We start from the raw sequence: 13,147 nt of genomic DNA on the forward strand, positions 1-13,147 counted from the left end.
GATCTCCTGATCAGTTGGTCTTGGGGCGAACCTGGATGTGTACTTCGGCCAGCTGCGTGTCGACGATCGGCGACGGCGCATCGGTCATCAGATCCTGCGCACCGGTGGTCTTCGGGAACGGGATGACGTCGCGGATCGACTCGGTGCCGGCCATCAGCGCGGCGATGCGGTCGATGCCGAAGGCGATGCCGCCGTGCGGCGGCGCGCCGTAGTTCAGCGCGTCGAGCAGGAAGCCGAACTTGGCACGGGCCTCTTCGGCACCGATGCCCAGCAGTTCGAACACGGCGCTCTGCATGTCCGGGCGATGGATACGGATCGAGCCGCCGCCGATCTCATTGCCGTTGAGCACCATGTCGTAGCTGCGCGAGACAGCGGTGCGGGCATTGGCGTGCAGGTCGTCGATGTCGTCCACCGCCGGTGCGGTGAAGGGGTGATGCAGGGCGACGTAGCGCTGTTCTTCCTCGTCCCATTCGAACATCGGGAAGTCGGTGACCCACAGCGGCGCCCAGCCGTCGGCAACCAGGCCGAAGTCCTTGCCGGCCTTCAGGCGCAGCGCGCCCATGAAGTCGGAGACCTTGTTGTAGCCACCGGCGCCGAAGAACACGATGTCGCCATTGCCGGCGCCGACGTGCGCGACCAGCGCCGCGAAGGAGGCTTCGCTGAAGAACTTCTGGATCGGCGAGCTGACTTCGCCGTTGTCGGCGATCTTGATGTAGGCCAGGCCCTTGGCGCCGTACTTGGCGGCGTGCGCGGCGTACTCGTCGATCTGCTTGCGCGACAGGCTGGCGCCGCCCGGAATGCGCAGCGCGGCGACGCGGCCTTCGGCATCATTGGCCGGGCCGGTGAACACCGGGAATTCGCTGTCCTTGACCAGCTCGGCCACGTCCACCAGTTCCAGCGCGATGCGCAGGTCCGGCTTGTCCGAACCGTAGCGGCGCATCGCCTCGGCCCAGGTCATGCGCGGGAAGCTGGCGTCCAGTTCGACCTGGACCACTTCCTTGAAGATGGCGCGGATCATGTCTTCGACGAAGTCCTGCACGTCGCGCTCGCGCACGAAGGCGAACTCCATGTCCAGCTGGGTGAATTCGAGCTGGCGGTCGGCACGCAGGGCCTCGTCGCGGAAGCAGCGCGCGATCTGGTAGTAGCGGTCGAAGCCGGCCACCATCAGGATCTGCTTGAACAGCTGCGGGCTCTGCGGCAGGGCGTAGAACTCGCCCGGGTGCATGCGCGCCGGCACCAGGAAGTCACGTGCGCCTTCCGGGGTGGCCTTGGTCAGGATCGGGGTCTCGATGTCCTGGAAGCCCTTCTCGTCCAGATGGCGGCGCAGCGCCTGCACCAGCTTGATGCGGGTGCGCTGCATGCGCTGCATTTCCGGGCGGCGCAGGTCCAGGTAGCGGTACTTCAGGCGGGTTTCCTCGCCCGGGTTCTCGTGGGCATGGAAAGGCAGCGGCGCGGCCTTGTTCAGCACGGTGATGGCGGTGGCGATCACTTCCACCTTGCCGGTGCGCATCTTGTCGTTGACCGCGTGGCGGGCACGCACCACGCCTTCCACCTGCAGCACGTCTTCGTAGCCCAGCGATGCGGCCACGGCGAACACCTCGGCGTTGTCGACCTCCACCGTCACCTGCACGATGCCCTCATGATCGCGAAGATCGATGAAGCAGACGCCGCCCTGGTTACGGGCCACGTCGGTCCAGCCGGCGAGGGTGACAGTCTGGCCAATCAGGGTCTCATCGACCAGGCCGCAGAAGTGGGTACGCATGGGGGAAGCTCCGCTGGAGAACGCCGGCGCCCGATCGGGGCCGGAAAGCCCCGTATTCTGCGGCCGAGGCCCCGGCCGGGGCAAATGTGGACGGTCACGCGGGCTTTATCCGTCCCGTCCTTATAGTCGCGCACCTACTCCCGTATGGGGATGTCGCCATGAAACCTCTGTGCCTGGCCAACCTGGCCGTGATCCTGGGCTCCTTCACCGCGCTCACCCTGCCCGCCGCCCCTGCCGCCGCGCAGGACGGGGTGATCCGCTGCGAAAGCCAGAGCAACCGCGAACGTGTCTGCAGCACCGGCTGGCGCGATGCCCGGCTGGTCCGCCAGCTGTCCGGCTCGGCCTGCGTGGAGGGCCGTACCTGGGGCACCCGCAACGGCAGCATCTGGGTCAACAACGGCTGCCGTGCCGAGTTCGTGGAGGGCCGCGGCGGCGGCTGGGGCGGCGGCAACGGCTGGGGCGGCGGCAACGGCAGCACCGTGCGCTGCGAAAGCCAGGACAACCGCGAGCGCAGCTGCCCGGTGGGCTGGCGCAATGCGCGCCTGGTCCGGCAGATCTCCGGCACCCCGTGCGTGGAGGGCCAGAACTGGGGCGTGCGCAACGGCGCGATCTGGGTCAACCGCGGCTGCCGGGCCGAATTCGCCGAATCCCGCGGCGGCTGGGGCGGCGGCAATGGCGGCGGCTGGGGTGGCGGCAACAGCAACTACACCGTGACCTGCAGCAGCAACAACAACCGCCAGCAGAGCTGCAGCTGGGATGAGCGCCAGGGCCGGCCGGTGCTGCAGCAGCAGTTGTCCGGCAGCCCATGCCAGGAAGGCCGCAGCTGGGGGCATGCGCGTGGCAACCTGTGGGTCAGCAACGGCTGCCGCGCGCGCTTCGGTACGCGTTGAGGGACTGGGCGCGGGGCTCGCCCCCCAAGGGCGAGCGCCGCGGCAGAACAAGGGCCGCCGGGCGGGGCAGGCGCTGCCCGCCCCTCCCTGCAGGGCGTGGATCTAGCGCGCGGGTGCGCTCTCCTCGCCCCACGGCGCCGGCGGCAGCGCGACCGGCCGGCTGAGGTCGAACTGCACGCGGAAACGGCGCCCGTCCGGGCGGGTCAGCTCATAGATGAAGCGCTGGTCGGGCTGGATTTCCATCGCCCAGGTGTTATGGGTGGACGCCAGCATGTCGGCACGCCGGAACATCGCCACCGAGTCGGCATCGGCAGGGAACTGCTGGCGTTCGGCAGTACCGGGCGGTTTGCTGTCGCCACCGTACAGGCTGATCGCATCCGGGCTGCCGTCGGCATGGCGGTGGTCGTGCTTGAGCCTCAGGCCGTGCTCGGTGCGGGTCAGGATCCAGGTCCGCGAATGGTCTTGCCCGACATGGAACGGAATCCGCAGCTCATGGCCCGGGTCGGCGCAACCGCGCACGTGCATCACCAGCTTTTTCCCGGCGAAGGGATCCTCACCGGTCGGCGCCGGGACGTCCTCCACCACCCGACCCTCGTAGGCCTGGCCGCAGTGGGCGGCGATGGCGGCCATGAAGGCGTCGGCCGGGGCCGTTGCCAGATCATGGTTGACCTCATGCGAGGGCTGCGAGCAGGCGGCGAGGCCGAGCAGGACGAGGGCGGGAGCAACAGCGGCAATCGGTTTCATGCCCCAACCCTAACGGCCATGGCCGGCACGCGCAAACCGTGCCGGCCTCGAGGCAAGCGGCTTACCGGTGCAGCCAGAACTCGCATCCGCCGATGGCCTGCTTCTGCGCGCCTTCGGCATAGCGCTGCAGCATCTGCGAACGCCATTGCGCGCGCTGCGGGGTGCTGTCCACCTTGTTGGGGCAGTTGACCAGCGCGGCCAACGGCAATCCTCCCAGCGCGGCATCGGTGCCGGCCAGTGACGCCAGTGCCTGGTCCGATGCCCAGTCGGGAATCATCACCGCCCGCCGGCCCGACCGGTACGCCAGCTCCGAGGACCAGTCGTCACCGAAGGCCACGACCACGCCCTGCTCCGGCGTTTCCGCACGGATCTGCTGGGCGATCATCGAGATCGGCGTCGGCTCACGCGCCTCCTTCATGTTCTTCAGCGCGCTGACCAGCCCGAAGCCGAGTGACAGCAGGCACAGGAAGACCGCCAGCGCGATGCCACGCCCCGGCTTGCCGGCGGCCTCGCCCCGCTGCACCACACACCACAGCACCAGGCCGACGATGGAGGTGGCGAACACGATCTGCGCGGCCTGGTAGTACGGGTGCACCACCTGCAGGTTGGTGAACACCACCATCGGCGTCAGATAGGCCAGCAGCAGCACCAGCACGGCAGCCCGGATCCGGCGGATCGAGAGGCCCGCGATGACGAACAGCAGGAACACCCAGTTGGAACCCACCGGCCCGGAGAAGCGCTTCTTGAACAGCACGCCCCACCAGGTGGCCGGGTCCAGGCGCTGCTGCAGGGTGCCGTAGTTGAATGCGGACAGGCCATCGGAGGTGACCTGCTGGCCCAGTGCCGACTGCGCCTTCAGCCCATCGGCATGCTGCAGCCAGAGCAGCAGCGCGGCCAGGGCGGCCAGTGCGGCCACCCCACCCCACAGCAGCAGCTTCCAGTGCGCTGCCAGCCACTGCGGGCGCCAGCCATGCTCACGCAGCACCACCCACGCAAGCGCCAGCACCGCAAATGCCGCGAAACCGAAGAACGTGGTGATCTTGATCATCGCCGCCAGCACCGCGGCGATGACCGCCACTGCGCCCTGCCAGGCCCGTGGCTGCACATACAGCCGCGCCATCGCCCAGATGAACACCAGGCTGGCGAACACCGCCGTGGATTCGATCATGACCGACCGCCCCCAGAACTGGGCAAGCGGCGAAACCGCGAAGGCACCGGCAACGCACAGCGCCAGCATGCGGTCGGGGCGCACCTGCTGGACGATGCGATAGACCAGCCAGATGCAGCCGGCATGGAACATCGTCGACAGCAGGCGGCCACTGTTGTCGGCGCTCATCCCGGTGACCTTGCCCAGCAGCGCGGCCAGCCACTGGAACAGCGGCAGTTCGAAGGGGATCGACCACGGCGCGCCCAGTATCGGGGTCAGGTAGGCCAGAAAGGGCCCGCCACGCTGCATCCAGTCGATGCTCAGCGCGGTCTGCGTCTGCCGGAACCCGGATGCATCGATGGGAGGCATCGACCAGCTGCACACCAGCATGAGCAGCATTGCGGCCGCCGAATACCCCAACAGGATCCTGGCGGGCAGTAGATCCCGGTTGCGATGCATATCCTGGTTCACGCGTGTTGCTCCTGTAGATACCCTCCGCGCCCGAAGCGGCGCGACCGGGCGCGCAGTGTCCGTGCTGTGCGACGCCAGTGCAAGCCGTGCGCGCTAGCGCACGACGCCGTCCTGCGCGCTCTGCACCGGCAGCGATTCCGTTGCCGCGACCGGAGCGTCCTCGCCGTCGCCGGCCGGCTCCTGCTCCACCGGATCCACGTCGAAGGGCGTGCGGAACACCAGCGACGGCAGCAGGGTGGTCAATGCGGCGTACAGCAGCAGCGCACCGAACAGCACCGGCTGGATCTGGAAGCGCTCGCGCATGATGGCCGCCAGCACCAGGGTGAAAATCAACGTGGGCGCCAGCGCCAGCGACACCCGCAGGCTGCTGCGGAAGCTTTCGCCGAACATCACCCGGCGCTGCAGCCAGACCACGCCGATGCGCAGCGGCAGCACCACCAGGGTGATCACGATGCCCAGCCCCAGCGCCTCGAAGCTGAGCGCTTCGCTGGGCACCTTGGTGCCGGCATTGAAGAAATAGAACGGCACGAAGAACGAGGCGAACAGGCGCAGCGCGTGCAGGTTCTCGTGCGAGGCCAGCAGCGGCATGCGCTGGTGCAGCAGGCGCGCGACCAGCCCGGCGATGAACGCGCCCACCAGGTAATACACGCCCAGCAGGTAGGTGATGTAGGCCGCCACCATGCCCACCATCACCAGCAGCGAGAACTCCGAGCCGGGTGCGTGCGGCGCCACCCAGCGTCCCAACGCGATGAACAGCAGCGGCAGGCCCACCATCATCGCCAGCAGGGCCAGGCTGGACAGCGCCATGTGGCCCGGATCGCCGGCCTGCAGCACGATGAACAATGCCGCCAGCGCCAGCAGTTCGCCGGCGATGGCCTTGCTGGTGACCCAGAACCGCTCGTCCTCGCTCAGGCCCAGCCGTGACAGCGAATCCATGATGAAACCGGTGGACGGGGTCAGCAATGCCAAGGCCAGCAGGCCCGCCGCCTGCCACGGCAATCCAGCGTACCGCCAGGCCAGCCAGCCGACGCCGAACAGGGTGCCGGTGCGGATCAGCAGGTGCGCCAGCAGCGGCCACATGCCACGTCGCAGCGCCTGCAGATCCACTTCCAGGCCGGCGAACAGGAACAGCGAGGAAATGCCCAGCGTGGCCAGCAGGCCGATCACTGCGTCATGGGCCTGGTCCCCCAGCCAGAGCATGCCGATGATGCCGAACAGCAGGCAGGTCAGCGGCGCCGGCAGGCAGAACCGCTGCAGCGCGCGTGGGATCACCAGCAGTGCGAAGATCAGCAGCAGGTAGACCAGTTCGTGACTCATCGGCGACTTCCGTGTGGATTGAACGCGCGCAGGATGCGCGTCCACGCCGGATCGGGCAAGCCGCCGATGAAGAACCCGATGCCTCAGCCGATCAGAAGATCGGCGATGCGCGCCACCTGCGCCAGCACGGCCGCGCGCTGCTCCTCATCCACCGAAGCGCCCTGCAGATAGGCGGTGATCACCCAGGGCGCGCCACCCGCGCGCGGCCACAGCACGGCAATGTCGTTGCGGGTGTCCTCGCCGTTGCTGCCGGTCTTGTCCCCCACCCGCCAACGCGGGCCCAGCCCTGCGCGCAGGCAGGCGTCGCCGGTCTGGTTGTCGATCAGCCAATCGGCAAACTGCTGGCGCGACCCGGCGGAGAGGCCATCGCCCACCGCAAACAGGGCCAGGCTGGCGGCCATCGCAGCCGGGCTGGTGGTGTCGCGCGGATCGCCTGCGGCAAAGCGGTTCATGTCAGGCTCGTAGCGGTCGTTGCGGGTCACGCGGTCGCCGTGGCCGCGCAGAAAGGCGGTCAGTGCCGCCGGCCCGCCGGTTGCTCCCAGCAGCAGGTTGGCCGCGGTGTTGTCGCTGGTGGTCAGGGTGCCGCGGCACAGGTCGCGCAGGCTCAGGTCCTTGCCGACGTGGCGCCGGGCCACCGGTGCGTAGGACAACAGGTCCTTCTCGGCGATCGGCAGGCGGGTATCGAGCGATACGCGGCCCGCGTCGGCCAGGCTGAGCACGTGGGCGACCAGCATCGACTTGAAGGTGCTGCACATCGGGAAGCGCTCGTCCTGGCGGTGCCCGCCGACGCGACGGCCACTGCCGGCATCAAGCACCGTCACACCCAGGCGCCCGCCGCTGGCGTTCTCCAGCGCGCTGAAATCAGCAGCGGCGGCAATGGCCGCAGGTACGGCGGAGGGCGCGGTGGCTGCCTGTGCCAGCGCGGGTACGAACAGTGCGCTGGCTGCAGCGGCACCACTGAACTGGAGGAACTGTCGACGGCCGAACATGGGCAGACTCCGGGTAGCGGGCCCCGATTATTGAAAGCAGGGCGCCGGCACACCAGCGGGAAAATATTGGGCCAGCCATGAACTTTACTCATACCTTTGGCACGCGACCCAGCGCGCTGGCGGCAGATACTGGCGTCAGGCTAGGATCAACCATCACCCCACCTCACGTCTCCGCATGCTGCACCCTACCCTGCCCCTGAACGCGCTGCGTGCCTTCGAGGCGGCCGCCCGCCACCAGAACTTCACCCGTGCCGCGCTGGAGCTCTGCGTCAGCCAGGCGGCCTTGAGCCATCAGATCCGTGGGCTGGAAGATCGGCTGGGCATCCGCCTGTTCCACCGGCTGCCGCGTGGGGTGGCGCTGACCGAGGAAGGCGCGGCGTTGTATCCGGTGCTCAATGAATCCTTCGAGCGCATCTCGGCCAGCATCGCGCGCTACACCGGGGGGCCGGCCCGTGAGGTGCTGACGATCGGCGTAGTCGGCACCTTCGCCACCGGCTGGCTGCTGCCGCGGCTGGCCGCGTTCGAGGCCGCCCATCCTGATATCGAACTGCGCCTGCAGACCCACAACAACCGCATCGACCTGGCCGGTGAAGGCCTGGACCTGGCCATCCGGTTTGGCGAAGGCGACTGGCAGGGGCAGGCCTGCACGGCCATCCTGGAGGCACCGTTCGCAGCGTTGTGCGCGCCGGCGCTGGCGCGGCGGTTGAAGCAGCCGCGTGATCTGGCCACGGTGCCGCTGCTGCGTTCGTTCCGCAGCGACGAGTGGACGCGCTGGCTGCAGAGCGCCGGGGTCAGCGGCGTGGAAGCACGGGGGCCGGTGTTCGATTCTTCGCTGACACTGGCGATGGCCGCCGTCGGCGGTGCCGGGGTGGCACTGCTGCCACTGCGGATGTTCGAGCAGGAACTGGCCGAAGGCCGCCTGCTGCAGCCGTTCGCTACCACGCTGGAACTGGGCCGCTACTGGCTGACGCGGTTGCGATCGCGCGCCGAACGCGAACCGGCCCGCCGCTTCCGCGAGTGGCTGGAGGCGCAAGGGGTGATGGGGTAGCGCCGGGCCATGCCCGGCGAGTGAAGCCGCCGGGCAGGGCCCGGCGCTGCCGATGACCGATCAGGATTCCAGCAGTTCCATCCACGCGGCTTCGGCTTTCTCCAGCTGCGCAGCGGTGGTTTCGCGGTCACGGCCCAGCACCGCCATGCGGGTTGCATCCGCGTAGTTGCCCGGATCGGCCAACTGCCGGTCCAGCTCCGCCAACGAAGCTTCCAGCTCGGCCACCTTGGCTTCGGCACTGGCCAGCTTGTGCGGATTGACCGGTTTCTTCTGCACCACCTGGGCGACCGGCGCGGTCTTGACCACCACCGGCTCCTCCACCTGCTCCATGCGCGCCTTGGTGCCCTGCGCCTGCGGACGGGTGCGCAGCCACGCGGCGTAGGCATCCAGATCGCCATCGAACGGCTCGACCACGCCATCGGCCACGCGCCAGTAGGTATCGCAGACCAGGCCGATCAGGTGACGATCGTGCGAGACCATCACGATCGCACCTTCGAAGGTGGCCAGTGCTTCGGCCAGCGCTTCGCGCATTTCCAGGTCAAGGTGGTTGGTCGGTTCGTCCAGCAGCAGCACGTTCGGCTGCTGCCAGGCGATCAGCGCCAGCGCCAGGCGTGCGCGCTCGCCACCGGAGAAGCCATCGACCGGTTCGAATGCGCGATCCCCCGGGAAATTCCACTTGCCGAGGAAATCGCGGAACGCCTGGTTCGGTGCGTCCGGGGCGATCTCGCGGAAGTGCTCCATCGGCGACTGGCCTTCATGCAGCGATTCCACCGTGTGCTGGGCGAAGTAGCCGATACGCAGGTCCGGATGGGCGGCGCGCTCGCCGGCGATCGGGGCCAGCTCGCCCACCAGGGTCTTGACCAGGGTGGTCTTGCCGGCGCCATTGGGGCCGAGCAGGCCGATGCGCTGGCCGGCCTCCAGGCCGAAGCCCACGTTGTGCAGGATGACCGCATCACTGCCGTAGCCGGCCTCGACATGATTCAGGCGGATCAGCGAGAACGGCAGCTTGGCCGGCGGCGCGAACTCGATGCGGAACTCGCGCTCGGCGCGCACCGCTTCGGTGCCGGCCAGCTTGGCCAGGCGCTTCATCCGGCTCTGTGCCTGTGCGGCCTTGCTGGCCTGCGCCTTGAAGCGGTCGATGAAGCTCTGCAGGTGGGCGCGCTCGGCCTGCTCCTTCTCGTGCGCGATCTGCTGCTGGCGCAGCTGCTCGGCGCGCTGCCGCTCGAAATCGGTGTAGCCGCCCGGGTAGAGCTTGGCGCCGCCACCGTGCAGGTGCAGGGTGTGGGTGGCCACGTTGTCGAGGAACTCGCGGTCATGCGAGATCAGCAGCAGCGTGCCGGGGTACTTCAGCAGCCACTGTTCCAGCCAGTACACCGCATCCAGATCGAGGTGGTTGGTCGGTTCGTCCAGCAGCAGCAGGTCGCTGGGCATCATCAGCGCGCGCGCCAGATTGAGGCGCACACGCCAGCCGCCGGAGAACGAGGACACCGCGCGATGGTGCGTTTCGGCCGGGAAGCCGAGGCCGTGCAGCAGCTTGCCGGCACGCGCTTCGGCGTCGTAGGCATTGAGCTCGGCCATCTTCGTATGCGCTTCCGCCACCGCTTCCCAGTCCTCGCGGGCGGTCGCATCGGCTTCGGCGGCCAGCACCGCGGCCACCTCGATGTCGCCGCCGAGCACGAAGCTCAGCGCCGGGTCGGGCAGCGACGGGGTTTCCTGGGCCACGCTGGCGATGCGGATCTTGCCGGGCAGATCGACATCACCCTTGTCGGCCTCCAGCTCGCCCTTCACCGCCGCGAACAGGCTGGACTTGCCGGCACCGTTGCGGCCGACCACGCCGACCCGGTAACCGGCATGCAGGGTGAGGTCGACATTGGACAACAGCAGCCGCTCGCCGCGGCGCAAGGCGAAATTACGAAGCGAAATCATGGGGGGAGGCGTCCATATAACCGAATGGAATGTGCTGGTGAGCACTGTTCCTGCGACGCAATTCTAGCGTTAACGAATACTTGACGCGCCCCGGGATGCGCGCCGGCCGACGTTCCTCTCTCCCACGTCCTCTCCGCGCGCTTCCCGGGCCCCTCCCCGGTCAACCCCGGCCACCGCTAAATGGTTGCTGCTGCAACGTTTTTTCCGACGGCGGGGATTTGACAGGCACTGAATATCCCGTTAATTGCTGTATTGCGCACCGCAACAACCGTCGTCCGCCTCACCTGGTGATGTCGATTCCGGTGCCATCCCGCCAACCGGAGCCTCTCCCCGATGACCCGCAAGCCCCGCCTGATCGCCGCCGCCGTCGCCGTCGCCCTTGGTGGCTCTCCGTTCATCGCCGCTGCCCAGCAGCCCGGCACCGCCGCCAACACCCTGGATACCGTGATCGTCACCGGCACCCGGGTGGCCGACCGCACCGTGGCCGAGTCGCAGTCGCCGATCGACATCATCACCCCCGAAGTGCTGCAGTCCACCGGTACCAGCGAGCTGGCCACCGCGCTGTCGCGCGCGCTGCCCTCGCTGAACTTCCCGCGCCCGGCGCTGACCGACGGCACCAGTGGCGTGCGCCCGGCACAGCTGCGCGGCCTGTCGCCGGACCAGGTGCTGGTGCTGGTGAACGGCAAGCGCCGGCATACCTCGGCGATGATCAACGTCAACGGCAGCATCGGCCGTGGCTCGTCGGCAGTGGACATCAATGCCATCCCGATCGCCGCCATCGAACGCGTGGAAGTGCTGCGTGACGGCGCTTCCGCGCAGTACGGCTCCGATGCGATCGCCGGGGTGATCAACATCGTGCTGAAGGGCAGCGGCAGCGGTGGCAGCCTGGCCGTGGACTACGGCCAGTACTCGGCCGGCGATGGCAACAAGTACCAGCTGTCCGGCGATACCGGCGTGGCGTTCGGCAACGGCCGGGGCCGCGTGCACGTGGCCGGCCAGATCAGCCAGCAGGACGAGAGCGACCGCGCCGGCCCGTACCGCGGCACCACGCCGAACACCGGCAATTTCCCCAGCGTGGGTGAAACGACCTTCGTGGTCGGCGATCCGCGGGTGGACGCCACCGCCGCGTCGGTCAATGCCAGCTTCGATTTCAGCGACCGCGTGACCGGCTATGCCAGCGCACTGCTCAGCAACCGCGACATCACCTCGTTCGCGTTCTACCGCTCGCGCAACCACAGCGGGCAGAGCGCGCTGCTGGCGCAGACCTACCCGGACGGCTTCGTGCCGGAGATCAACCAGTACTCCAAGGACCGCTCGCTGGTGGCCGGCGTCAAGGGCAACACCGACAGCGGCTGGACCTGGGACCTGAGCCTGAACCACGGCGAGAACACCCTCGACTTCCACACCCGCAACAGCATCAACTACAGCCTGGGCGCGACCAGCCCGCGCTCGTTCTACGACGGCACGCTGAAGTACCAGCAGGACATCTTCAACGCCGACCTGACCAAGTCGCTGGACTGGGGACTGGCCTACCCGGTCACGCTGTCCTTCGGTGGTGAATACCGCAAGGAAAAGTGGGACCAGAACCCGGGCGAACTGAACTCGTACACCGGCAGTGGCGCACAGGGCTTCGCCGGCTTCACCCCGACCAATGAAGTGCATGCCGACCGCCACAACTACGCGGTCTACGCTGGCCTGGAAGCGGACCTGACCGAGAAGTTCTCGGCCGGCATCACCGGCCGCTACGAGGATTACTCGGACTTCGGCGACCGCTTCTCCGGCAAGCTGTCGGCGCGCTATGCGTTCACCGACAAGGTCGCGCTGCGGGCCACCGCGTCCAGCGGCTTCCGTGCACCGTCGCTGGCCCAGCAGGGCTACCAGGCAGTCACCAGCCAGTTCCTCAATGGCGTGTTCGTCGAGCGCGGCACCTTCCCGACCACCAGCCCGGCGGCGCAGGCACTGGGCGCCTCGCCGCTGAAGGCCGAGACCTCCACCTCCTACAGCCTGGGCCTGGTGCTGCAGCCGGTCGACCGCCTGTACATCACCGTCGATGCCTACCAGATCGACATCGATGACCGCATCGCGCTGTCGTCCAGCATCACCACCAACGCCGCCACCAGCGCACTGCTGGGCAGCCTGGGCCTGCCGCAGGTGACCGCGTTCTCGTACTTCACCAACGGCCTGGATACCCGCACCCGTGGCGTGGACTTCGTCTCCAGCTACACCGTGCCGTTCAGCGCCAGCAGCCTGGAACTGACTGCCGCCTACAGCTACAACGACACCGAAGTGCGCCGCGTCGGCGGCACCCCGGCGGTATTCGGCACGCTGGGTCTGACCCAGTCGCTGATCGGCCGTGATGAGATCGGCCGCATCGAGGACAGCTACCCGCGCGACAAGACCGTGCTGAGCGGCACCTGGCGTTCGGACCACTGGGAACTCGGCCTGGCCGCCACCCGCTACGGCGAATTCACCGTGCGCAACTCGGCCACCGCGCTGCGTGACCAGACCTACGGCGACGCCTGGGTGGTGGATGCCTCGGCCAGCTACAAGCCGAGCAGCAACTGGACCCTGACCGTGGGCGCCGACAACCTGCTGGACAAGTACCCGGACCGCACCGAAGACCTGCAGAACTCGACCTTCGGCATGCTGCCGTACAGCAACTACTCGCCGTTCGGCTTCAACGGTGCGTATGTGTACGGGCGGATCAAGTACACCTGGTAAGTGGTAGCGCCGGGCCGCATCTGCAGGAGAGCCCCTTCTTGTTGAAGGGGCGCGCCGAAGGCGGGGGGAGAGCAGAAATGCGGGGGCAAACCCGCCGGCCACGGCACCTGGCCGGCGGGTTTGCCGTATCTG

At 68.2% G+C, this 13,147-nt stretch carries 9 protein-coding genes; 3 read left to right on the forward strand and 6 right to left on the reverse strand.

Annotated elements, in window-relative coordinates; all coding sequences use genetic code 11:
• Positions 1–10: 10 nt before the first annotated feature.
• Positions 11–1,762, reverse strand: coding sequence for an aspartate--tRNA ligase (gene aspS / locus Q5Z10_RS16835; RefSeq protein WP_303636521.1), 1,752 nt, complete (start codon positions 1,760–1,762; stop codon positions 11–13).
• Between the two features lie 158 nt (positions 1,763–1,920).
• On the opposite strand from aspS, the gene Q5Z10_RS16840 reads away from it, so the two are divergent.
• Entirely contained in the window at positions 1,921–2,652 is a 732-nt protein-coding gene (locus Q5Z10_RS16840; protein ID WP_303636522.1) for a DUF3011 domain-containing protein, read from the forward strand.
• A gap of 102 nt (positions 2,653–2,754) precedes the next feature.
• On the opposite strand, the gene Q5Z10_RS16845 is transcribed toward Q5Z10_RS16840, so the two are convergent.
• From Q5Z10_RS16845 to blaL2, 4 genes are all read right to left on the reverse strand, one after another.
• The gene (locus Q5Z10_RS16845) at positions 2,755–3,396 is read right to left on the reverse strand and encodes a hypothetical protein (RefSeq protein ID WP_303636523.1); all 642 of its coding nucleotides are present in this window, start codon (positions 3,394–3,396) and stop codon (positions 2,755–2,757) included.
• 61 nt (positions 3,397–3,457) lie between these two features.
• Positions 3,458–5,002, reverse strand: coding sequence for an ArnT family glycosyltransferase (locus Q5Z10_RS16850; RefSeq protein ID WP_303639208.1), 1,545 nt, complete (start codon positions 5,000–5,002; stop codon positions 3,458–3,460).
• 105 nt (positions 5,003–5,107) lie between these two features.
• Positions 5,108–6,331, reverse strand: a complete 1,224-nt coding sequence (locus Q5Z10_RS16855) for a cation:proton antiporter (RefSeq protein WP_303636524.1) — start codon at positions 6,329–6,331, stop codon at positions 5,108–5,110.
• 83 nt (positions 6,332–6,414) lie between these two features.
• On the reverse strand, positions 6,415–7,320 hold the full coding sequence (gene blaL2 / locus Q5Z10_RS16860) for a L2 family extended-spectrum class A beta-lactamase (protein ID WP_303636525.1): 906 nt from the start codon (positions 7,318–7,320) through the stop codon (positions 6,415–6,417).
• 175 nt (positions 7,321–7,495) lie between these two features.
• Between blaL2 and ampR the strand changes: the two genes are divergently transcribed.
• A complete protein-coding gene (gene ampR / locus Q5Z10_RS16865; RefSeq protein WP_303636526.1) occupies positions 7,496–8,368 on the forward strand; it encodes a LysR family transcriptional regulator AmpR in 873 nt (290 codons plus the stop codon).
• A 60-nt stretch (positions 8,369–8,428) separates the two neighbouring features.
• Here ampR and Q5Z10_RS16870 read toward each other — a convergent pair whose 3' ends face one another.
• The gene (locus tag Q5Z10_RS16870; protein ID WP_303636527.1) at positions 8,429–10,294 is read right to left on the reverse strand and encodes an ABC-F family ATP-binding cassette domain-containing protein; all 1,866 of its coding nucleotides are present in this window, start codon (positions 10,292–10,294) and stop codon (positions 8,429–8,431) included.
• Positions 10,295–10,627: 333 nt separating this feature from the next.
• On the opposite strand from Q5Z10_RS16870, the gene Q5Z10_RS16875 reads away from it, so the two are divergent.
• The gene (locus Q5Z10_RS16875; protein ID WP_303636528.1) at positions 10,628–13,015 is read left to right on the forward strand and encodes a TonB-dependent receptor plug domain-containing protein; all 2,388 of its coding nucleotides are present in this window, start codon (positions 10,628–10,630) and stop codon (positions 13,013–13,015) included.
• Positions 13,016–13,147 lie beyond the last annotated feature (132 nt).

Source organism: Stenotrophomonas sp. 704A1, assembly GCF_030549525.1.
Lineage (GTDB): Bacteria > Pseudomonadota > Gammaproteobacteria > Xanthomonadales > Xanthomonadaceae > Stenotrophomonas > Stenotrophomonas tuberculopleuritidis.

What these genes read in the sequence shown, in the direction of transcription:
- aspS (WP_303636521.1), bottom strand. Translation starts at nt 1,762, where the DNA reads ATGCGTACCCACTTCTGCGGCCTGGTCGATGAGACCCTGATTGGCCAG.
- Q5Z10_RS16875 (WP_303636528.1), top strand. Translation starts at nt 10,628, where the DNA reads ATGACCCGCAAGCCCCGCCTGATCGCCGCCGCCGTCGCCGTCGCCCTT.
- Q5Z10_RS16850 (WP_303639208.1), bottom strand. Translation starts at nt 5,002, where the DNA reads ATGCATCGCAACCGGGATCTACTGCCCGCCAGGATCCTGTTGGGGTAT.
- Q5Z10_RS16855 (WP_303636524.1), bottom strand. Translation starts at nt 6,331, where the DNA reads ATGAGTCACGAACTGGTCTACCTGCTGCTGATCTTCGCACTGCTGGTG.
- ampR (WP_303636526.1), top strand. Translation starts at nt 7,496, where the DNA reads ATGCTGCACCCTACCCTGCCCCTGAACGCGCTGCGTGCCTTCGAGGCG.
- Q5Z10_RS16870 (WP_303636527.1), bottom strand. Translation starts at nt 10,294, where the DNA reads ATGATTTCGCTTCGTAATTTCGCCTTGCGCCGCGGCGAGCGGCTGCTG.
- Q5Z10_RS16845 (WP_303636523.1), bottom strand. Translation starts at nt 3,396, where the DNA reads ATGAAACCGATTGCCGCTGTTGCTCCCGCCCTCGTCCTGCTCGGCCTC.
- blaL2 (WP_303636525.1), bottom strand. Translation starts at nt 7,320, where the DNA reads ATGTTCGGCCGTCGACAGTTCCTCCAGTTCAGTGGTGCCGCTGCAGCC.
- Q5Z10_RS16840 (WP_303636522.1), top strand. Translation starts at nt 1,921, where the DNA reads ATGAAACCTCTGTGCCTGGCCAACCTGGCCGTGATCCTGGGCTCCTTC.